The 18,824-nt window shown below is 71.9% G+C and carries 22 protein-coding genes; 12 read left to right on the forward strand and 10 right to left on the reverse strand.

Features of this window, described 5'->3' with window-relative positions; all coding sequences use genetic code 11:
* Nucleotides 1-30: 30 nt before the first annotated feature.
* Nucleotides 31-1,080 (reverse strand): GNAT family N-acetyltransferase, encoded by a 1,050-nt coding sequence (locus N865_RS13445; RefSeq protein ID WP_245603759.1) that lies wholly within the window; start codon nucleotides 1,078-1,080, stop codon nucleotides 31-33.
* Nucleotides 1,081-1,147: 67 nt separating this feature from the next.
* Here N865_RS13445 and fdxA point away from each other — a divergent pair, with 67 nt between their 5' ends.
* The 3 genes from fdxA (at nucleotide 1,148) to N865_RS13460 (ending at nucleotide 4,011) form a co-directional block, all read left to right on the forward strand.
* Complete coding sequence (fdxA, locus tag N865_RS13450; protein WP_034806868.1) at nucleotides 1,148-1,474, forward strand: ferredoxin; 327 nt, start codon at nucleotides 1,148-1,150, stop codon at nucleotides 1,472-1,474.
* Entirely contained in the window at nucleotides 1,471-2,592 is a 1,122-nt protein-coding gene (gene dapC, locus N865_RS13455; protein ID WP_281173499.1) for a succinyldiaminopimelate transaminase, read from the forward strand. The genes fdxA and dapC overlap by 4 nt, the downstream gene beginning before the upstream one ends.
* A 135-nt stretch (nucleotides 2,593-2,727) precedes the next feature.
* Nucleotides 2,728-4,011 (forward strand): citrate synthase, encoded by a 1,284-nt coding sequence (locus N865_RS13460; RefSeq protein ID WP_084328212.1) that lies wholly within the window; start codon nucleotides 2,728-2,730, stop codon nucleotides 4,009-4,011.
* A gap of 161 nt (nucleotides 4,012-4,172) precedes the next feature.
* Here N865_RS13460 and N865_RS13465 read toward each other — a convergent pair whose 3' ends face one another.
* Nucleotides 4,173-5,024 carry a hypothetical protein gene (locus tag N865_RS13465; RefSeq protein ID WP_245603760.1) on the reverse strand — a complete coding sequence of 284 codons (852 nt, stop codon included), beginning with the start codon at nucleotides 5,022-5,024 and terminating at the stop codon, nucleotides 4,173-4,175.
* Nucleotides 5,025-5,089: 65 nt separating this feature from the next.
* Nucleotides 5,090-6,022, reverse strand: a complete 933-nt coding sequence (gene dapD / locus N865_RS13470) for a 2,3,4,5-tetrahydropyridine-2,6-dicarboxylate N-succinyltransferase (protein WP_034806872.1) — start codon at nucleotides 6,020-6,022, stop codon at nucleotides 5,090-5,092.
* Between the two features lie 86 nt (nucleotides 6,023-6,108).
* On the opposite strand from dapD, the gene dapE reads away from it, so the two are divergent.
* The 5 genes from dapE (at nucleotide 6,109) to N865_RS13495 (ending at nucleotide 10,201) form a co-directional block, all read left to right on the forward strand.
* A complete protein-coding gene (gene dapE / locus N865_RS13475; protein WP_034806874.1) occupies nucleotides 6,109-7,200 on the forward strand; it encodes a succinyl-diaminopimelate desuccinylase in 1,092 nt (363 codons plus the stop codon).
* A gap of 23 nt (nucleotides 7,201-7,223) precedes the next feature.
* Nucleotides 7,224-7,994 (forward strand): LOG family protein, encoded by a 771-nt coding sequence (locus tag N865_RS13480; RefSeq protein WP_157557696.1) that lies wholly within the window; start codon nucleotides 7,224-7,226, stop codon nucleotides 7,992-7,994.
* Nucleotides 7,991-8,416, forward strand: coding sequence for a hypothetical protein (locus tag N865_RS13485; protein WP_034806876.1), 426 nt, complete (start codon nucleotides 7,991-7,993; stop codon nucleotides 8,414-8,416). Before N865_RS13480 ends, N865_RS13485 begins: the two co-directional genes overlap by 4 nt.
* Entirely contained in the window at nucleotides 8,413-9,651 is a 1,239-nt protein-coding gene (locus tag N865_RS13490) for a diguanylate cyclase family protein (protein ID WP_051510562.1), read from the forward strand. Before N865_RS13485 ends, N865_RS13490 begins: the two co-directional genes overlap by 4 nt.
* Before the next feature lie 259 nt (nucleotides 9,652-9,910).
* Entirely contained in the window at nucleotides 9,911-10,201 is a 291-nt protein-coding gene (locus N865_RS13495; RefSeq protein ID WP_034806878.1) for a hypothetical protein, read from the forward strand.
* A 170-nt stretch (nucleotides 10,202-10,371) separates the two neighbouring features.
* Here the strand turns inward: N865_RS13495 and N865_RS13500 are convergent, their stop codons facing one another.
* Nucleotides 10,372-11,211, reverse strand: coding sequence for an enoyl-CoA hydratase/isomerase family protein (locus tag N865_RS13500; protein ID WP_084328218.1), 840 nt, complete (start codon nucleotides 11,209-11,211; stop codon nucleotides 10,372-10,374).
* Nucleotides 11,212-11,351: 140 nt separating this feature from the next.
* Here N865_RS13500 and N865_RS22300 point away from each other — a divergent pair, with 140 nt between their 5' ends.
* Complete coding sequence (locus N865_RS22300; RefSeq protein WP_076262632.1) at nucleotides 11,352-11,525, forward strand: DUF3117 domain-containing protein; 174 nt, start codon at nucleotides 11,352-11,354, stop codon at nucleotides 11,523-11,525.
* On the opposite strand, the gene N865_RS13505 is transcribed toward N865_RS22300, so the two are convergent.
* From N865_RS13505 to N865_RS13525, 6 genes are all read right to left on the reverse strand, one after another.
* The gene (locus tag N865_RS13505; protein ID WP_169735743.1) at nucleotides 11,518-12,366 is read right to left on the reverse strand and encodes an AfsR/SARP family transcriptional regulator; all 849 of its coding nucleotides are present in this window, start codon (nucleotides 12,364-12,366) and stop codon (nucleotides 11,518-11,520) included. The genes N865_RS22300 and N865_RS13505 overlap by 8 nt on opposite strands.
* 66 nt (nucleotides 12,367-12,432) lie before the next feature.
* Nucleotides 12,433-13,116: a hypothetical protein gene (locus N865_RS22750; protein ID WP_034806886.1), complete on the reverse strand. Its 684-nt coding sequence runs from the start codon at nucleotides 13,114-13,116 to the stop codon at nucleotides 12,433-12,435.
* Nucleotide 13,117: 1 nt separating this feature from the next.
* Nucleotides 13,118-15,685 carry a MinD/ParA family ATP-binding protein gene (locus N865_RS21840; RefSeq protein WP_157557698.1) on the reverse strand — a complete coding sequence of 856 codons (2,568 nt, stop codon included), beginning with the start codon at nucleotides 15,683-15,685 and terminating at the stop codon, nucleotides 13,118-13,120.
* 83 nt (nucleotides 15,686-15,768) lie between these two features.
* The gene (locus N865_RS13520; protein ID WP_034806889.1) at nucleotides 15,769-15,969 is read right to left on the reverse strand and encodes a hypothetical protein; all 201 of its coding nucleotides are present in this window, start codon (nucleotides 15,967-15,969) and stop codon (nucleotides 15,769-15,771) included.
* Nucleotides 15,970-16,045: 76 nt separating this feature from the next.
* The gene (locus tag N865_RS22755) at nucleotides 16,046-16,234 is read right to left on the reverse strand and encodes a hypothetical protein (protein WP_157557699.1); all 189 of its coding nucleotides are present in this window, start codon (nucleotides 16,232-16,234) and stop codon (nucleotides 16,046-16,048) included.
* A gap of 213 nt (nucleotides 16,235-16,447) precedes the next feature.
* Nucleotides 16,448-17,071, reverse strand: a complete 624-nt coding sequence (locus tag N865_RS13525; RefSeq protein WP_034806931.1) for an O-methyltransferase — start codon at nucleotides 17,069-17,071, stop codon at nucleotides 16,448-16,450.
* Between the two features lie 53 nt (nucleotides 17,072-17,124).
* On the opposite strand from N865_RS13525, the gene N865_RS13530 reads away from it, so the two are divergent.
* From N865_RS13530 to N865_RS13540, 3 genes are all read left to right on the forward strand, one after another.
* Nucleotides 17,125-17,571, forward strand: a complete 447-nt coding sequence (locus N865_RS13530; RefSeq protein WP_034806891.1) for a hypothetical protein — start codon at nucleotides 17,125-17,127, stop codon at nucleotides 17,569-17,571.
* Nucleotides 17,572-17,723: 152 nt separating this feature from the next.
* On the forward strand, nucleotides 17,724-18,347 hold the full coding sequence (gene sigE / locus N865_RS13535) for an RNA polymerase sigma factor SigE (RefSeq protein ID WP_034806893.1): 624 nt from the start codon (nucleotides 17,724-17,726) through the stop codon (nucleotides 18,345-18,347).
* A gap of 19 nt (nucleotides 18,348-18,366) precedes the next feature.
* The coding region (locus N865_RS13540) for an anti-sigma factor family protein (protein WP_034806895.1) at nucleotides 18,367-18,824 on the forward strand (458 nt) is incomplete at its 3' end.

Raw genomic sequence — 18,824 nt, forward strand, 5'->3', positions numbered from 1 at the left:
CCCGGCGCGGGGGAGGGGGCCCGGCGACCGTCAGGCGGACGGCTGGACGAGGTAGGTGTACTCGTGGTGGACGTCGAAGCCGAGCGAACGCCAGAAGTCGACCCCCGGGGCGTTGTCGGCCGACACCTGCAGGTAGATGGCCGGCATGGCGTTCTCGCGCGCGACCATGGCGATGGCCGAGACGAGCGTCGTCGCGAGGCCGCGGCGCCGGTGCTCGGGGTGCACCCACACCCCGAAGATGCCCGCCCAGCCCACATGGATCGCCATCCGCGCGAGCGCGACGATGCGGCCGCTCTCCTCGTCACGGATCGACAGGAAGAGCTGCCCGTCGCTGCCCGTGAGGACCGCCTCGGTGGCCCCCGGAACGATGGGGCGCTGCTCGCCGAAGGCGAGGAGCCACTCGGGGCTGAGCGCCGCGTCGGCGACGACCGGCGCCGACTCGATCGTGAGCGGCGGGACGGCCGCGGACGCCCCGGTCATGACGAGGACCCGGTCCCAGTCGTCGCGTCCGCCACCGGCGAGGTAGCCGCGCTCGAGGAGCGCGTCGCCGACCGGCACCGAGGTCACGTCGAAGCCCGGCTCGCCGTGCACCTGGAAGATCGTCGGCAGGTCGCGCTCGGCGTACCACCGCTCGCAGAAGTCGATGGCCTTGTCGAGGGGCAGGCTCGCGTCGCCGACGGGAAGCACGGAGTTGGCCCGCCCCGTGAAGCCGGCCGCAGCCCGAAGGATCCAGTCCCCGAGCCCCCCGCGCTCGACCGGCTCCCAGCCCTTGGCCATGAGCTTCTCGAGGTCGTCAGCCGACACACGCTCGTGCGGGCGGCCCGCGCGACTGGCGGGCGGCGGCACGTCCTTGGCCGCGATCACGTCGGCCCGGATGAGCTTGACGCGCTCGGTGCGGGTGTCGACGATGAGGAAGTCGTCGTTGCGGGCGATGAGCTCGCCCACGAAGTCCGTCGCGCTCGCATCGGACCCCTCTTCGAGGCGGTAGCGCACGACGACACGGCCCCCGATCGTCAGGCCCGCGGACAGCCGGTGTCCTGCCGTCTCAGGGTTGGGGTCACTCGCCGTGTCGCCATTCATGTCCGGCATACTAGGCCGTGCAGCATCCGCTCTCGCACCGCTCTCCAAGCAGGAGGTCCGCTCTCCCATGACCTACGTCATCGCCCAGCCTTGCGTCGACCTGAAGGACAAGGCGTGCATCGAGGAGTGTCCGGTCGACTGCATCTACGAGGGCAAGCGGTCGCTCTACATCCACCCCGACGAGTGCGTGGACTGCGGCGCCTGTGAGCCGGTGTGCCCGGTCGAGGCCATCTACTACGAGGACGACGTCCCCGAGCAGTGGGCCGACTACTACACCGCCAACGTCGAGTTCTTCACCGACCTTGGCAGCCCCGGCGGCGCTGCCAAGCTCGGCATGATCGACAAGGACCACCCGATCATCGCGGCCCTCCCGCCGCAGGAACACGACGAGTGAGTGTCGCGCTGACGCCGCTCGGCCTGCCCGACTTCCCCTGGGACTCGCTCGCGCCCTACAAGGCGCGAGCGGTCGCGCATCCGGACGGCATCGTCGACCTGTCCGTCGGCACCCCCGTCGACCCGACCCCGGAGGTTGTGCAGCGGGCGCTCGCAGCGGCCGCGGACGCCCCTGGCTACCCCACGACGGCCGGCACCGACGAGCTCCGTGAGGCCATCTGCGCCTGGTTCGAGCGGCGCCGCGGGGTCACGGGCCTCCAGCCGGGGGCGGTCCTGCCGACGATCGGCTCGAAGGAGCTCGTCGCCTGGCTGCCGACCCTGCTCGGGATCGGCGCCGGCGACCTCGTCGGGATCCCGGCCATCGCCTACCCGACCTACGACGTGGGGGCGCGCCTCGCCGGCGCGACGGCCGTCGTGGCGCAGTCGCTGACGAGCCTCGGTCCGCTCACCCCCTCGACCACCCCGAAGCTGGTGTGGCTCAACAGCCCCGGCAACCCCCACGGCCAGGTCCTCGGTGTCGAGCACCTGCGCAAGGTGGTGCGGTGGGCGCGCCAGCACGGGGTCATCGTCGCGAGCGACGAGTGCTATGCCGAGCTCGACTGGCGCGACGGCACCGTCGGGACGACGCCGAGCATCCTGCACCCCGACGTGTGTGAAGGAAGTCACGACGGGCTCCTCGCCGTCTACTCGCTCTCCAAGCAGTCCAACCTCGCTGGATACCGATCCGCGTTCGTCGCAGGCGATCCCGAGCTCATCGGACGCATCCTCGAGGTCCGCAAGCATGCCGGCATGATCGTCCCCGCGCCCGTCCAGCACGCCATGACGGTCGCACTGGGCGACGACACGCATGTCGAGACGCAGCGGACGGCATACGCCCGGAGGCGGGCCCTCCTGCTCGACGCCGTGGCCCGCGCCGGGCTGCGCGTCGACCATTCCGAGGCGGGCCTCTATCTCTGGGCGACGCGCGAAGAGGACTGCTGGACAACGGTTTCCGATCTTGCAGACAGGGGGATCCTTGTCGCGCCCGGCGCCTTCTACGGCGAGGCCGGACGTCAGCACGTGCGGATCGCCCTCACCGCCACCGACGAGCGGGTCGCCGCGGCCTGCGCCCGGCTCTGACCACCCGGTCAGCCCGGCGGTGGGAGGGCTGCCCGGCGTCCGAGGCGGTTTTCTCTTGCGGGACCCCGCTGGGGTAACGTCGCGTGCGGACACGTCCGGCGTCCTGGTGCCGGACCGACAGGAGGCGAACAGACAGTGACGAAGGCAGTGGACGCGACTCTCTCGGTCGCAGACAAGGAACTCACGTTCCCGGGTGTGGAGGCCGTCGACGGCAACAACGGGCTCGGCGTCGGCGCCCTGCTCAAGGAGACCGGGCTCGTGACGTACGACGTGGGCTTCGTCAACACCGCCTCGTGCAAGAGCGCGATCACCTACATCGACGGCGACGAGGGCATCCTGCGCTACCGCGGGTACCCGATCGAGCAGCTCGCCGCGGGCTCGACGTTCGTCGAGGTCGCCTACCTGCTCATCTACGGCACGCTCCCGACCTCCGACGAGCTCGGCAACTTCGAGGACCTCATCCGCCGGCACACGATGCTGCACGAGGACCTCCGCGCGTTCTTCAACGGATTCCCGCGCGACGCCCACCCGATGCCGGTCCTCAGCTCGGCCGTCTCGGCGCTCGGCACGTTCTACCAGGACAGCCTCGACCCCTTCGACGCGGAGCAGGTGGAGATCTCGACGATCCGCCTCCTCGCCAAGCTCCCGACGATCGCCGCCTACGCCTACAAGAAGAGCGTCGGCCAGCCGTTCCTCTACCCGGACAACTCGCTCAGCCTGACCGAGAACTTCCTCCGGATGACCTTCGGGTTCCCGGCCGAGCCGTACGAGTTCGACGAGACGGTCGTCAAGGCGCTCGACCTGCTCTTCATCCTCCACGCAGACCACGAGCAGAACTGCTCGACCTCGACGGTCCGCCTCGTCGGCTCGGCGCACGCCAACCTCTTCAACTCGGTCTCCGCGGGCATCCACGCCCTCTCCGGCCCGCTCCACGGCGGCGCCAACCAGGCCGTCCTGTCGATGCTCGGCCAGCTCCACGAGAGCGGCGAGGACCCCAAGGCCTTCATGGACCGGGTCAAGAACAAGGAGGACGGCGTCCGCCTCATGGGCTTCGGCCACCGGGTCTACAAGAACTACGACCCCCGCGCCGCCATCATCAAGAAGGCCGCCGACGAGATCCTCGGCAAGCTCGGCAAGAACGACCCGCTGCTCGACATCGCCAAGCAGCTCGAAGAGGTCGCCCTCGCCGACGACTACTTCGTCGAGCGTCGCCTCTACCCCAACGTCGACTTCTACACGGGCCTCATCTACAAGGCGATGGGCTTCCCCGAGCGGATGTTCACGGTCCTCTTCGCCCTCGGCCGCCTGCCCGGCTGGATCGCCCAGTGGCGCGAGATGATGAACGACCCCGAGACGAAGATCGGCCGCCCTCGCCAGATCTACATCGGCGAGCCCGAGCGCGACTACCCCGCCTCCTGATCAACGGGCGGTCCCGCCGCGCGAGACCGAGCCAGTCCCCGAGCGAGCGCCCGAAGGCCCGCCCCAGCAGGGGCGGGCCTTCGGGCGTCCCGGGCCCAGCGGCATACGTGAAGGGCGCCGGGTCCTCGGGCTTCCGAGGGACCGGGCGTATGCCGCCGGGCTCAGGCCAGCTTGATCGTGACCGTCGTCGAGTCGGTGCCGCCGGACCAGCCCGCGTCGCCCCCCGAGCGCTCCCACGTCCGGTCCCCGACGGAGACGGCGGTCGCGCCGTACTGCGCCGCGCGCGCGACCGCCCAGTGCGCGACGGCCCAGGCACGACGCACGTCGGGTGCCGTCACGGTGAGCACGCCGTCCCCGGCGGTCGCCGTCGTGATGCCCATCTGGCGGGCGAGGTCCGCGGCGACAGCCCGGGGCGCGGCGTGTGCGGTGGCCTCGTCGAGGCGGCACGTCAGGCCGGCGGGGGAGTGCCCGGTCAGCGTCGAGGCGAGGACCCGGCCCTGGCTCTCATGGTCGCGGTAGGCCTCAGGGAAGCCGCTCCGCTGGACCCGCTGGGCGATCTTCGTGATGTCGGCGGTCTCGTAGCCCTTGTACTTCACGAGCGCGTCGTAGAACTTGTTCGTCGCGTAGACGGGGTCGAGGATCTGCTCGGTCGTGCCCCAGCCCTGGCTCGGCCGCTGCTGGAAGAGCCCGACCGAGTCGCGGTCGCCGAAGCGGATGTTGCGGATCTTCGACTCCTGGAAAGCGGTCGTCAGGGCGATCGTCGCCGCCCGGGGCGGCATGTCGCGCTTCATCGACAGCGCCGAGATGAGGGCCGCGTTTCCGGTCTGCTCGGGGTCGAAGGTCTCGGTCATGCCCCCGGCCGTGATCGTGCACTCGGGCGTCTGGACGCTCTTCCACAGGAACCGCGTGCCGAGGAAGCCCGCCGACGCCACGATGAGGACGATGACGAGCAGCGCGATCCGCCCGCGGCGCTTCTGGCGCTCGGTCCGGTGCGGCCGGTGGGAATCGGCCACAGCCGGTTCCTGTCGGTCGAGCAGCATGGTGTCCCTAGGTCGTCGTCGTGGCGGTCGTCGTGCGGTCAGTCGTTGGCGTGGAGCGCGGCGTTGAGCGTGATCCCGGTCCCCTTCCGGGCTCGGGCCTCGACCGCGCCGGACTCGCTGTTGCGGATGAAGAGGATGTTGCTCGCACCCGACAGCTCGCGGGCCTTGACGACGGCGCCGTCGGGCATCGTCACCTTTGTCCCGGCCGTCACGTAGAGGCCCGCCTCGACGACGCAGTCGTCGCCGAGCGCGATCCCGATGCCACCGTTGGCACCGACGAGACAACGCTCACCGATGCTCACGCGTTCCGTGCCGCCGCCGGAGAGCGTGCCCATGATCGACGCTCCGGCGCCGATGTCGGAACCGTTGCCGACGACGACACCCTGGACGATGCGTCCCTCGACCATCGAGGTGCCGAGCGTTCCGGCGTTGAAGTTGCAGAAGCCCTCGTGCATGACCGTCGTGCCGGGGGAGAGGTGCGCGCCGAGGCGGACCCGGTCGGCGTCGGCGATGCGCACCCCCGGCGGGACGACGTAGTCGGTCATCCGGGGGAACTTGTCGACGCCGAAGACCTGGACCGGCCCGCGGGCGCGCAGGCGCAGCCGGGTCTGCTCGAAGCCGTCGGCGGCGCACGGGCCGTGGTTGGTCCACACGACGTTGGGCAGGATCCCGAAGATGGCATCGAGGTTGATCGTGTTGGGGGCCACGAGGCAGTGGGAGAGCAGGTGGAGGCGCAGGTAGGCGTCCGGCACGTCGGCCGGGGCGGCGTCGAGGTCGATCACGACGCGACGGACCTCCGTGCGCACCCTTCTCAGCGCGTCGGTGGCGGCCAGCCCGTCGAGTCCCTCGGGAGCCTCTGCCTCGGCCGTCGGCTCGCCGAGCGCGGGGGAGGGGTACCAGGTGTCGAGCACCTGTCCGCCGTCCGTGCTCGTGACGAGTCCGTGTCCCCATGCGCTGCGCTGCTCCGACATGGCCCCAAGGGTATGCGGCAGCCCGTCCGGCGGCGAACCGCGGCCGGACCGCGGAACGGTCGGTCGAAACGGCTAGCCTTCGCCGTATGCCGCCCACCGACCTCTCGCCCGCCCCCGCCGTCCTCGACCTGAGCAGCGACGTCACGACGCTCACCGCCGCCGTCTGCGACATCGAGTCGGTCAGCCAGGACGAGGCCGCTCTCGCCGATGCGATCGAGGCGGTGCTGCGGCCGCTCGGCCACCTCGAGGTGGTCCGCGACGGTGACACGATCATCGCCCGGACGACGCTCGGTAGGCCCGAGCGCGTCATCCTCGCCGGGCACATCGACACGGTGCCGCTCACGACCCCGCCCAACCTGCCGACCCGGCGCGTCGGAGGCGAGCTCTGGGGCCGCGGCACGGTCGACATGAAGGGGGGCGTCGCGGTCATGCTCCGCCTCGCCGCCCAGCTGACCGAGCCGTCGCGCGACCTCACGTTCCTCTTCTACGAGTGCGAGGAGATCGACGGGCGGTTCAACGGCCTCGCGCGGGTCGGCGACACCCGCCCGGACCTGCTCGCCGGCGACTTCGCGGTCCTGCTCGAACCGACCGGTGACTCCATCGAGGGCGGGTGCAAGGGCACGCTCCGGGCCGAGGTGACGACGAAGGGCATCGCGGCGCACTCGGCCCGCCCCTGGAAGGGCCACAACGCCATCCACGACGCAGCGGTCGTCCTCGCCCGCCTCGCCGCCTACGAGCCGGCGGTCGTCCACGTCGACGGCCTCGACTACAGCGAGGCCCTGCAGGCGGTCGGCATCCGCGGCGGGATCGCCGGCAACGTCATCCCCGACCGGTGCACGGTGACGGTCAACTACCGGTTCGCGCCCGACAAGGACGTCGAGGCGGCGTTCGCCCACGTGCAGCACGTCTTCGAGGGCTTCGACGTCGTCCTCACGGATGCCGCGGCCGGGGCCCGGCCCGGGCTGCACCTGCCGGCGGCGAAGGAGTTCGTCGAGGCCCTCGGGCGCGGCGTCAACCCCAAGGAGGGCTGGACCGACGTGGCGCGGTTCTCGGCCCTCGGCATCCCGGCCGTCAACTACGGCCCCGGCGACCCCAACCTCGCGCACATGGACGACGAGCGGTGCCCCGTCGAGCAGTACGTCTCCGCGGAGCGCGCGCTCCTGCGGTGGCTCGCCTGACCTCGGCCGGCGCCGCCTAAGGTGTGCCTGTGAGCGAAGACATCGCACCCGAGGTGCCACCGCGCCTCGACCGGCGCCAGACCGGTCCTGTCACCCTCCGTCGCGGCCGCGTCCCGTCGACGACGACCGACCAGCGCCTGCTCGACAAGCGCCAGCCGAGCGACTGGCTCCACACCGACCCGTGGCGCGTCATGCGCATCCAGTCGGAGTTCATCGAGGGTTTCGGCGCACTCGCCGAGCTCGGCCCGGCGGTGGCGGTCTTCGGGTCGGCGCGCACGCGACCCGACGACCCGGCATACGCCCTGGGGATCGAGATCGGCAGGCTGCTCGCCGAGGCGGGGTACGCCGTCATCACCGGCGGCGGTCCCGGCGCGATGGAGGCCGCCAACAAGGGCGCCTACGAGGCCAAGGGGACCTCCGTCGGTCTCGGGATCGAGCTGCCGTTCGAGACGGGGATCAACGACTACGTCGACCTCGCCATCAACTTCCGCTACTTCTTCGCGCGCAAGACGATGTTCCTCAAGTACTCCCAGGGGTTCATCGTCCTGCCTGGCGGTTTCGGCACCCTCGACGAGCTCTTCGAGGCTGTCACGCTCGCCCAGACGCAGAAGGTGACGCAGTTCCCGGTCGTGCTCATGGGCACCGCGTACTGGCAGGGGCTGGTCGACTGGCTCCGCGAGCGGGTCCTGGCCGACGGCATGATCAGCCCCGGCGACATCGAGCGCCTCACGCTGACCGACGACCCGCACGTCGCCGTCCGGACCATCATCGAGCACGAGGGGCCGTCGTCGTGAACTGGTTCATCCTCTTCGTCGGGATCGTCGTCATCTGCTTCGTCGTCGCGCTCCTGCTCGGGCTCGTCGGCGGGGGTATGGGCCGTCCGACTTCGTCGCTCAGCCACGAGCCGCTGCCCGAGGGCGAGATCGACGACGCCGACTTCGACGAGCTCGTCTTCGACGTCACAGCCCGCGGCTACCGCATGAGCCAGGTCGACGGGGTCGTCGACCGGCTCCGGCGAGCCCTGCGCGAGAAGGACGAGGAGATCGCCGTGCTCCGGGGCGAGGCCGGGGTCGCGCGGCCGGTCGAACGGGTCGAGCCGGGGGAGCAGGTCGCACCTGCGCAGCCGGAGCCGGAGCCGGAGCCGGACCCGGGGCCGGAGCCGGAGCCGGAGCTACAGCGCACCTCGGAGCCGACGGAGCCCGCGGAGCCTGCATGACGACCCTTCCGGACCTCGCCACGAGGCGCCCGGTCACCGCGGTCCCGACGCGTACCTTCGTGGCGTGGGTGCTCGTCGCCTACGCCCTGTGCCGGGTCGTGACGACGACGATCCTGCTGCTCGTCATGCCCCACCAGGTGCCGAGCGGGATGACCGGCGGCGACGACGTGCCCGTCACCTACTTCCCGTTCACGGCCCTCTGGGACGGCCAGTGGTACCAGTGGATCGCCCAGCACGGCTACCCCGACACCCTCCCGACCGACGGCACCGGAAAGGTCCAGCAGAACCCCTGGGCCTTCTACCCGCTCTTCCCCTTCCTCGCCCGCGCGGGCATGGCGGTCACCGGCCTCGACTTCCCGGTCGTCGGATCGACGGTGGCGCTTCTCTGCGGGTTCGGGGCAGCCGTGCTCATCGGACTGCTGCTCCGCGACCGCATCGGCGACCCTGCGGCATACCTCGTCGTGGTCCTCTGGGCCAGCTTTCCCGCCTCCGTGACGCTCCAGCTCGCCTACACGGAGTCGCTCGCGATGCTCCTCCTCGTCGGCTACCTCTACGCGCTCTCGCGCGAGCGGTGGCTCGTGGCGACCGTGGTCGCCGTGCTCGTCGGGCTCTCGCGCCCCATCGGCGTGCCCCTCGGGATCGTCACCCTCGTCGTCGTGGTGCTGCGCTGGCGGGAGCGGGCCGAGCGGCCCATCGCCCCGAGGACGTATGCCGCCATGCTCGCTGCGCTCGTCGGCTGTGGTGTCGCGGGGCTGCTCTGGCCGGCGATCGCCTGGTGGCGGACGGGGGTCTCGAGCGCCTACACCGACACGATGGCGGCCTGGCGCGGGTATGCCACCGTCGAGCCGTTCGTGCCGTGGCTCGACAAGGCGCGCTACTTCCTCGGTGACACGTGGGGTCCGTTCTGGCTGATCGTCACCCCGATCGTCATCGTCGCCATGGTCGCGGGGCCGTGGGCCAGGGCGCTCGGTGCCGACCTGCGCACGTGGTCGCTCGCCTACCCGGCCTACCTCGGGGTGGTTCTCGACCCGTTCACGAGCATCTTCCGCTACCTCGTGCCGCTCTTCCCCCTGCTCGTCGTCGTGCTCGGGGCGGGGTGGTCCGACCGCCGCGGCAACACGTGGCCGCGCCTGCTCGTGCGGGCGGTGCCGCTGCTCGTCGTCTTCGTCGTCTGCCAGTACTGGTGGACCGACGAGCTGTGGCGGTTCGTCCCCCCGAGCGACTACCCGCCGTGATGGTTCGCGAGGTCTGATCCGGCGACTGCGCACCCCCTCCCGCACCGGAGTGCGCTGCGTCGTCGTCTGCCCGTCGCGGGGGTTCGGACCCCCGTTCCGGGCAGACGACCCCGCGTCCGAGGCGTACCCCTCGCGCTCCTCCGATGGCGCCTCGGACGGGACTGGCGCCTGCTCCTGCCCGGCGTTCTCATGCTCGACACCGGCCTGCCCACCGAGCGGCAGCGCCTCGTCGCCGCCCTCCTGCTCGGCGGCAAGGGCCGTGGTCGATGCCGCGGCCGTCGCCGGGGGACGGCAGGCGAGGGCCATCCTCATCGAGGCGGTCCAGCGACGGCTCGTCCGGCTCGACGACCTCGAGCAGAGCGGCAGCGATCTCGCGCTGGCGGGGATCACGGTCATCGGAGTCACCCGGGCCGCGCGGGCGGCCGACCCCCGACGCCAGCTGGTCCGCATCGAGCGGGCCCACCGCGAGGCGGCCCGAGACGATCGGCGACCGGCGGTCACGGCCCTACGGCGCCCCGCCCTACCCGGGATTCCCGGGGCGGGGTGCTGATGCGGACCGGCGGCCCGAGCGGGTCAGTGCGGCGACACGAGCCCCGTGCGCTGCCCGCACGCCTCCTGCTCGAAGCTGCCCTGCTGCCTCATCTGACGTAGTCGGGGGTGCTCACCCCCGTGTCGTGCAGACGATGCGGCATACGGCCGGCCGCCAGGCGGGACCGAGGTTCAGGTGCCGGTGTAGGCCGGCTTCTCCTTGGCGAGGAACGCGTCCACGGCGGCCCGGTGGTCGGCGCTGCGGCCGGTCAGCTCCATCAGCTGCGCCTCATGCGCGAGCGAGGTGGCGAGATCGGCACCCGAGCTCACCGCGACCGCCCTGCGGATCGACCCGTAGGCGAGCGTCGGGCCCTGCGCCAGCGTCGTCGCCAGCTCGCGCACCGCGTCCTCGAAGTCGGCCGCCGGGACGACGCGCGTCACGAGCCCGAGCGACAGGGCCTCCTCGGCCGGGACCGTGCGGGGGAACATGAGCAGCTCCTTGGCCCGGGCCGGTCCGACGAGCCGGGGGAGCGTCCACGAGGCGCCCGAGTCGCACGAGAGCGCGATGCCCGCGAACGAGGTGTTGAGGCCGGCCCCCTCGGCGGCGATGCGGACGTCGCACGCGAGCGCGAAGCTGAGCCCCGCCCCGGCCGCGACCCCCCCGAGCGCGGCGACGACGGGCTTGTTCATCGTGGCGAGCAGCGTGACGATCGGGTTGTAGTGGTCGGTGACCGTCGTGGCCAGCGTCGAGTCGGCGCTCGCCAGGCTCTGGACGTGCTCCTTGAGGTCCTGCCCGACGCAGAACGCCCGACCGGTGCCCGTCAGCACGACGCACCGCACGGCCGGGTCGTCTGCCGCCTCGCGCAGGGCGGCGAGGAGGGCTTCCTTCATGGCGAGGTTGAGGCTGTTCATCGCCTCGGGCCGGTTGAGCCGCACCCAGGCGACCCCGTCCGAGGTCTCGACGACGACCGGTCGGTCGTCCGGAGGCTGCGGGCTGGTCACGTCGTCAGGTCCAGTGGGCGGCTGCGTCATGGTGGTCACTCTGTCCCATTCGTCGCCCCGACGGAAGCGGACGGCCATGGGCGTGCCCTCTGTCACATCCCGATTAGGTCTCGTCCCTGCGACACGGAATAATGGGGGTCAAAGACGCGGATTCCTATGGAAGGGGAACCATGGCAGCAATGAAGCCGAGGACCGGAGACGGACCGCTCGAGGTCGTCAAGGAGGGTCGCGGCATCGTGCTTCGCATGCCCCTGGAGGGCGGCGGACGGCTCGTCGTCGAGATGACCCCTGACGAGGCCGCGGCGCTCCGCGACGCGATCCAGGGGTGCGACGGCGTCAGCTGAAGCCTCCCCTTCTCTCCAGAACGGCTCCCGACCCCACGGTCGGGAGCCGTTCTGCGTCTCCCGCCTCGCGCAGCTCGGCCAGCACGTCGTATGCCGCTGGGTGCCCGCACGCGAGCAGTGCCGTCATCTTCGGCGACGGCTCGGCCTGCAGCTCGTCCCAGAGGCGCCTTCGGAACGCGTGGTAGGCGCGCATGGCGTCGACCCGGTTGCCGAGGGCGACGTAGATCGAGACGAGGGTGTGGGCCGGGCCCTCCTGGAGCGGTTCGATCTCGGCAGCACGCTCACAGGCGGCGATGGCGTGCTGGTGGAGCTCGTACGACGCGAGGCGGACGGCGAGCGCCTCGAGGGCCCGCAGGCGCGCGCGCTGGATGCGGCCCCGTTCCGTCAGGACCCACTCCTCGAACTCGCCGAGGAGCAGCTCGGGTCCGGGCAGGATCCGCAGGGCCTCGACGGCCGCTTGTGGCGAGAGGTGCTCGGCGCCGCGCTCGACCCGGTCGCACCACTCCCGGAGGACGTCGACGTCACTGCACACCCCGGACGCGAGGGACAGGGAGTCCGCGCCGGCCTCGACGAGCCCCGGAGCCTGGGCCCGGACCGCATGGAGCGCCTGCCGGAGACTGGCGCGGGCGTGCGCATCGCTGGCGTCGGGCCAGAGGATGCCCGCGACGTAGCCGCGGGGCCGGGACCCGTGCAGGGCGAGGAAGGCGACGAGGAGGCGCTCGCGGTGGAGCAGGGCCACCCTCCCCTCGCCGTCCTGCAGGCGCCAGTCGCCGAGGAGGCCGAGCTTCCACCGGGGCTCCCTGACGGGCCGCGCTGCGCGCAGCCTGGTCGGACGTGCCATGACATCCCCCTCGGTCATGGTGCGGACGCCCCCTCCCCCGAGGCCGAACACACCCTTTCGGATGGATCAGGTCGATCCGGTCTTCCGATCGACGTGGATCGTGACAGAGGCCGCACCGGCAGCGTTCTGCAGCTCTCGGGCGGTGGCGGCGACGGCAGGTTCGTTCGTCCCGCCCGGGCGGGCGCTGCGGGCGCTGCTCGAGGGTGCCGGGTCGGCGCCGAGCGTCGCGACGAGGTCGTCGAGCAGCTTGCGGGCCGAAGCAGGGAGCCCCTCGGGTCGAGCCCCCACGAGGACGAGCTGGACCGCGACGGCCTCGGTCGAGCAGCGAGTGCACGCGGCGTTGACGGCGAGCGCGCGGTTGGTCGCGGTGACCGGGCCATCCTGGGCGACGAGCACGACCTGGACGGAGACGGCCCGCGCGGAGCAGTCGACACAGGTGGACCACGCGGCCGCGACGTTCTCGGCGGTCACGCCCCCGTGGGCCCGGACCACCTCGACGGCGTCGGCTCGGCCGGAGCACCCGTCACAGGTCGACGAGGCGGTGGCGGTTGCGGTGGCGCGCCCCCCGCGCCCGACCTGGGACCACAGCGTCTGGGTGTCGGAGTCGTCGGGAGTTCCCGGCCCGGCGTGCGCCGCGGCCACGACCATGGCCCGTGAGTGCTCGGCTGCGGCGTCGCCTGAGGGCAGCACGAGGGCCGCCCCCATGACGGCCAGGGCCGCGATGGCCCCGCGGGCCCATCTGCCGGCCATGTCAGCGACCGCCCATCGTGGAGAACCGGTCCGCCACCGCAGCCGCCACGTCGACGAACGCCTCCTGCGTCCGCGGCGCCATCCGGGACAGCGTCGTGCGTCCGCCCGTCTCGAGTGCGGGGTCCCACGGGACCTGCGCCACGTGAGCGCAGCGCTGGGCGAAGTGGTCGGTGACGATGCGAACCGTGTGGTCCTCGGGGCGGGTGACGGCGTTGATGACGACGACCGCGGACGAGACGAGGTCGGCGTAGCCGTGCTGGTCGAGCCAGTCGAGGGTCTGCGCACCTGCCCTGGCCCCGTCCAGGGCAGGGCGCAGGACGAGGACGAGCTGGTCGGCCTCGGCGATGAGCCCCTGGTTGGCGCTGTCGAGGATCCCGGTCCCCGTGTCGAGGAGGATGAGGTTGTAGTAGTGGTCGAGAAGGGACACGACCCGGCGGTAGCCCGGCCTGTCGAGGCCCTGGCTGATCCGGGCGTCGTCATCGGAGGCGAGGACCTCGAGCCGGGACTCGTCGCACTGTGACGTGTAGCGCCGCATCGCGGAGAACGTGTCGACCGCCTCCACGTCTGCGAGCAGGTCGGTGATGGTGCGTGGGCAGTCGCCGGCGATGCGCCGCGCGAGGTTGCCCGCATCGGGGTTCGCGTCGACGGCGACGACACGGTCACCGCGCCGCATCGCGAAGGTGGCGCCCAACGCCACGGTCACGGTCGTCTTGCCGACGCCGCCCTTGCGGCTCATGACGACGATCCGCCGGCTCCCGTCGATGGGGGCTCTGACCCGCGCGGCAATCGCGTCGCGTCGCTGCTCGGCAGCGCCGGGGCCGAGGGCGATCTTCCCGCCGGTGGCGGCGCCGACCGCACGTCGCCACCCCGACCGGGCGACGGGCCGCTCCGGTCCGAAGAACGTGTCGTCCGTCAGCTCGTCGGCGCTGAACCAGGTGGACCAGTCGGCACGCCTGCTCGCGCCCTCGGGGGTCGCCTCCGGGGCGCCGTCGGGCGGTCCCGACCGATCCGCTTGGTCCGCCTTGCCCCCGTCCACGGGCAGCTGGCTCGCGCGCCCGGAGTCGGTGGCCCCGACGGACGCTCCGGGGGGCACCCGCTCCGCCGTGGCACCCGATCCGGGCGCGGCTGCCGGTGGCGGCGGTGCGGCGACCGGCCCCGGTGCGGGTGGTGCCTGGCCGTTGACGGGCATCACGGGAGTGGACGTCGGTGCTGGGTCGGTCGTGCTCATGAGCCCCTGCCTGGAGACGAGGCCTAGCCGCCGACGCGCGGCCCTGGCCACCAACAGAACGATCCGGTACAAAAACAACGCTAGACCTGCAAGGGGGATGAGAAGCAGAAATGCCGATATGGACGTCAGGGCGACCGCGGCGTAGTCGCCCTGCGCCCAGGCGGTGCGCCACAGCTCCACCTGGGTCACCATCGACTCGAGCGTCGTCCGGACGATCTCCGGCAGGTGGACGAGGGTCCAGACCGTTCCCACGGCGATGAGGGGGACGACGACGAGCACCCAGGCGACGACCACCCGGCGCGCCGTGGCCGACATCTCGGCCACGCGGGGGTCCGGCGGCCGCCCGTCGGGAACGAGGGTGCGCAGCACGGGCCGGATCCGGGAGAACAGGTCCGGGATGCCGGTGAGGTCGGTGAGGACGAAGTACCCGTCGAACCGGACGGTCGGCAGGAGCTGTTCGACCATCTCCACGTGGGTGAGGACGATGAGGAGCAGGAGCAGGCCGCTGCCGGTGGCCGCGTGGACCGCGCCGAACGCCAGCAGGCACAGGACGTTGAAGTAGAGGCCGCCGAGGTCGGTGCGGAGGCGTCCGGCGCGACCGAGCCGATACGAGTCGGTGACGTTGGTGAAGAAGGCCGGGAAGAGCAGGTAGACGCCGAAGCCGATGCGGCCGGGGTCGGCGCCGGAGTACGAGCAGGCGGTCGCGTGCCCGAGCTCGTGGGCGATGGCGCCGAGCGTCGACAGCGCGAAGAGGACGAGCAGGAGGGTCGGGGTGGCGAGCACGTCCGTCAGGGCGCTCATGACGTCCCCGCTGAGGAGCAGCCGGACGTCCATGACGACGAGGGCGACGAGCGCTGCGACGACGACGACGGGGTGGAACAGGGGTGAGAGGGCCCGGGCGAGGGGGCGCACCACGGACTGCGGGATGAGTGTTCCCCTCAGGCCGAGGCTGAGGACCGGGGTTGCCCGGGGCGCGGCCGTCACGGCCGGTGCGGGGTGCGGGCCGAGCGGCGCGACGACGCCGAGCGGCTGCAGCTTGGTCCGGAGCAGGTAGTCGAGGCCGTCCGGGGGCAGGGTGCGCCCGTAGGCCACGCTGACGGCCCGCGCGATGTCCTCGACGGGGCGCCGGGGGTCGATCCGGGCGAGGACGAGCCCGAGCAGCTGGGAGACCTGGATGACCTGCCCGTCCGCCCGACGGACGAGGTGGGGAGTCGACTGCAGCCCCGAGTCGCGGACCGCCCCGAGCAGGGACACACCCTCGGTGCGCGCCCAGCGGACGTCCTCGGTCGCGTCGGCAGACCCTGCCGCCTCGACCCCCTGCACCTGCGCCGGTTCCCCCACGGCGTCCCCCCGTTCGGTGGTCGCTCACGAAGAAGTGCTGGTGCGCGGCGGTTGGGGGCCGCGCACCAGCACTTCGCCTCGTCCTAGTGGATGAAGCTGGTCAGCTGCTGGGTCGCGAACGCCGTTGCGGTGCCGTTGATCGTGGCCGCGTTGACCGCCACCGCCAGGTTCACCCCGATGACCGGGGCGATGGTGATGTCGAGGAACAGCGTCTCCCGTTCTGGCAGGCACTCCACCAGCTGCGTGTCGATGTCGTCGTGTGTGACGACGGTCGGTGTCAGCATGACAACCTTCTTCCGTCGGCGCCCGGCGTCGCGGCTCGCGCCCCTCGCGCGCGTCGCGACACCGGACGGTGCAAGCTCACTGGTTGACGGAAATCATCTGCTGCGACGTCGCCGTCGCGTTCGAGAAGAACGTTGCCGCGTTGAGTGCGAGCGACGAGTTCGTTGCCGTGATGCCGGCCCACTTCGTGTTGAACCAGAGCGTCTCCTTCTCCGGGAGCAGCTCGATGCTCTCGGACTCGAGCTCGGTCATGGTGATTGGGGTCATGTGTTTCACCTCCCTTCCCCTGTGCCGACCATTAGAGCGAGCGCGCCGTGACCCGTCCGTGATGTCAACGTGACACGGGCGTTATCAGGCAGTCCGAAGCGGCGCGATAACGCCCGACAAAGAGGCACGTATGCCGCTGAGCCGGCTCGCGCGGGCCGGCTCAGCGGCATACCCGCGGGGTGGGGTGGATGTCAGGCGGCTCGACCGGGCCGCTCAGCGCTTGACGGCGACGAGGACCCCGTCGCCGGCCGGGAGGAGGGCGACGACGAAGTCGTCACGCTCGCGCAGGGTCCGGCCGACCTCGCGCAGCGTCCGCGTCTGGGGGTCGCGGTTGGCCGGGTCGGACTCGGCGTCGCTCCAGGTGAGCACGAGCGTGCCGCCATGACGGAGCAGGCGCGCGGCCTGCTCGACGTAGGAGGGGTACTCCTGCTTGTCGGCGTCGACGACGACGAGGTCGTAGGCACCGTCGGTCATCCGAGGGAGGACGTCGAGCGCGCGGCCGGTGATGACCCGGGTGCGCTGGTGGGCGATGCCGGCCGCCGCGAAGGCGTCGCGGGCGGCGTACTGGTGCTCGGCCTCGAGATCGATCGTCGTGAGGACCCCGTCGACGGGCATCCCGCCGAGCAACCAGAGCCCCGAGACGCCGGCCCCGGTGCCGATCTCCATCACTGCCTTGGCGCCGATCGCCGCGGCGAGCACCTGCAGGAGAGCCCCCACACCGGCGCCGACAGGCATCGCGCCGAGCGCCTCGCCACGGCTCCGGGCCTGCTCGATCTCCGCGGTCGGGGCGACGAACCCCTCGGCGTGCGACCAGGCGGCGACCTTCTGGGTGCTCATGTCCGTCACCCTACTGCGAACCACCGGGCCGTCCGGGCGCCTAGGGTGCCCTCATGGACGAGCCGATTCCCGCGCACCGCAGACCCGCCGGAACAACCGACGCGACCGTCGAGGCGCTCGGCAAGCTGAGCGAGGCGCTCGAGGTCGTCGAGGACGCCCGCGGACACCTCTACGGCTTCCACCGCCTCACCGGTATGGGCGACCTCACGCTCGGCGAGGCCGTCGACCTGCTCCGCGAGGCGGGCCACGGCGCGCTCGCCGACCGGATCGCCGAGGAGCTCGTTGGGCGCAACGTCATCGAGGGTCGCTGGACCTTCCAGCTCGTCGAGGAGTACGACGACGGCTACTACGCCACCTTCAAGCGGCTCGAGGCCGCCGCCCGCGAGGAGCTCGTCGGGGGCCGTCGGCACCTCTACGAGGCCGAGATGAAGGAGCGGCTGCGCACGCACGGGAGGCGGCACCACGAGGCGACGCCCCACGACGGGTCCGACCAGGCCTGACCGCGAGGTCCCGCCCGTCCGCGGCGATCCACAGCGGATCCACAGGCTATCCAAGGGTGGGCCCAACGGCGGTTCGCGACCATGGTGGGGAACGAATGACCGTGCCCGGGCGTTGACCCGGTCAACAGTTCCCGTGAAAGGCCGAGTTCATCTTGACCACCCCAGTGACGAGCGAGACCGACTCGACGTGGACCCCTCCCACGTGGGAGGAGATCGTCGAGCAGCACTCCGCCCGCGTCTACCGGCTCGCCTACCGCCTCACGGGCAACCCCCACGACGCCGAGGACCTGACGCACGACGTCTTCCTGCGCGTCTTCCGCTCGCTCAGCTCCTACCAGCCCGGAACCTTCGAGGGCTGGCTGCACCGCATCACGACCAACGTCTTCCTCGACAAGATGCGCCGCAAGCAGCGGATCCGCTTCGACGCCCTGCCGGAGGACGCGGCGGGCCGGCTGCCGAGCTACGAGAAGGGTCCCGAGCAGACCTACCACGACGCCCGTTTCGACGACGACGTCCAGCGCGCGCTCGACGCCCTCGCGCCGGAGTTCCGCGCAGCGGTCGTCCTCTGCGACATCGAGGGCCTGTCCTACGAGGAGATCAGCGCGACGCTCGGCGTCAAGCTGGGCACCGTGCGCTCCCGCATCCACCGGGGCCGTGCGCAGCTGCGCGAGGCGCTCGCGCATCGCGCCCCCGAGGTCGTGTCCAGGCCCGAGTCGCGGACCGCTCGCGCCGGCCTGCGCCTTCCCGGACGTCGGGTCGCGGCAGGGACGCGATGACCGGACCGGTGATGCCGTCGTGACGCCCCACCTGCGCCATCACGTGCGCGCGTACGTCGACCGGGCCCTCCCGCCGGCGATCCTGCACGTCTACGACCGTCACCTCGTGTGCTGCGCCCTCTGCCGCGCCGCCGCGGACCAAGAGCGCCGCATCGTCGCGTCGCTGCGCGCCGACACCGGCGGCGTGCCGCAGGGCCTGCGATCGGCCCTCATGAGCCTCGTCGCCGAGCCCGCCGCCGCCCCGGCCGAGCCGTCCCGCTCCGGACCGCGCATCCCGCTCCCGCCACGCGGGTTCCGTATGCCGTCCACCCCCTCCTACGCGCCCGTCCCGACCGTGGCCCCCTCCGCCCCGGCGCTCCACCGCTCGCCGATGCGTGCCGCGGTCGTCGCCTCGATCGCCGCGGGCGCCTCGGTCGCGGCGGCATGGGGCCTGGCCCTGTCGCCGGTTCCCGGCGGCGTCCGGCAGGTGTCGTCCGG

Source organism: Intrasporangium oryzae NRRL B-24470, assembly GCF_000576595.1.
Classification (GTDB): Bacteria; Actinomycetota; Actinomycetes; order Actinomycetales; family Dermatophilaceae; genus Intrasporangium_C; species Intrasporangium_C oryzae.

Coding starts and splice junctions, on each gene's coding strand:
- N865_RS13445 (WP_245603759.1), bottom strand. CDS start 1,080: ATGAATGGCGACACGGCGAGTGACCCCAACCCTGAGACGGCAGGACAC.
- fdxA (WP_034806868.1), top strand. CDS start 1,148: ATGACCTACGTCATCGCCCAGCCTTGCGTCGACCTGAAGGACAAGGCG.
- dapD (WP_034806872.1), bottom strand. CDS start 6,022: ATGTCGGAGCAGCGCAGCGCATGGGGACACGGACTCGTCACGAGCACG.
- dapE (WP_034806874.1), top strand. CDS start 6,109: ATGCCGCCCACCGACCTCTCGCCCGCCCCCGCCGTCCTCGACCTGAGC.
- N865_RS13490 (WP_051510562.1), top strand. CDS start 8,413: ATGACGACCCTTCCGGACCTCGCCACGAGGCGCCCGGTCACCGCGGTC.
- N865_RS13500 (WP_084328218.1), bottom strand. CDS start 11,211: ATGACGCAGCCGCCCACTGGACCTGACGACGTGACCAGCCCGCAGCCT.
- N865_RS22300 (WP_076262632.1), top strand. CDS start 11,352: ATGGCAGCAATGAAGCCGAGGACCGGAGACGGACCGCTCGAGGTCGTC.
- N865_RS13505 (WP_169735743.1), bottom strand. CDS start 12,366: ATGGCACGTCCGACCAGGCTGCGCGCAGCGCGGCCCGTCAGGGAGCCC.
- N865_RS22750 (WP_034806886.1), bottom strand. CDS start 13,116: ATGGCCGGCAGATGGGCCCGCGGGGCCATCGCGGCCCTGGCCGTCATG.
- N865_RS13520 (WP_034806889.1), bottom strand. CDS start 15,969: ATGCTGACACCGACCGTCGTCACACACGACGACATCGACACGCAGCTG.
- N865_RS22755 (WP_157557699.1), bottom strand. CDS start 16,234: ATGACCCCAATCACCATGACCGAGCTCGAGTCCGAGAGCATCGAGCTG.
- N865_RS13525 (WP_034806931.1), bottom strand. CDS start 17,071: ATGAGCACCCAGAAGGTCGCCGCCTGGTCGCACGCCGAGGGGTTCGTC.
- N865_RS13530 (WP_034806891.1), top strand. CDS start 17,125: ATGGACGAGCCGATTCCCGCGCACCGCAGACCCGCCGGAACAACCGAC.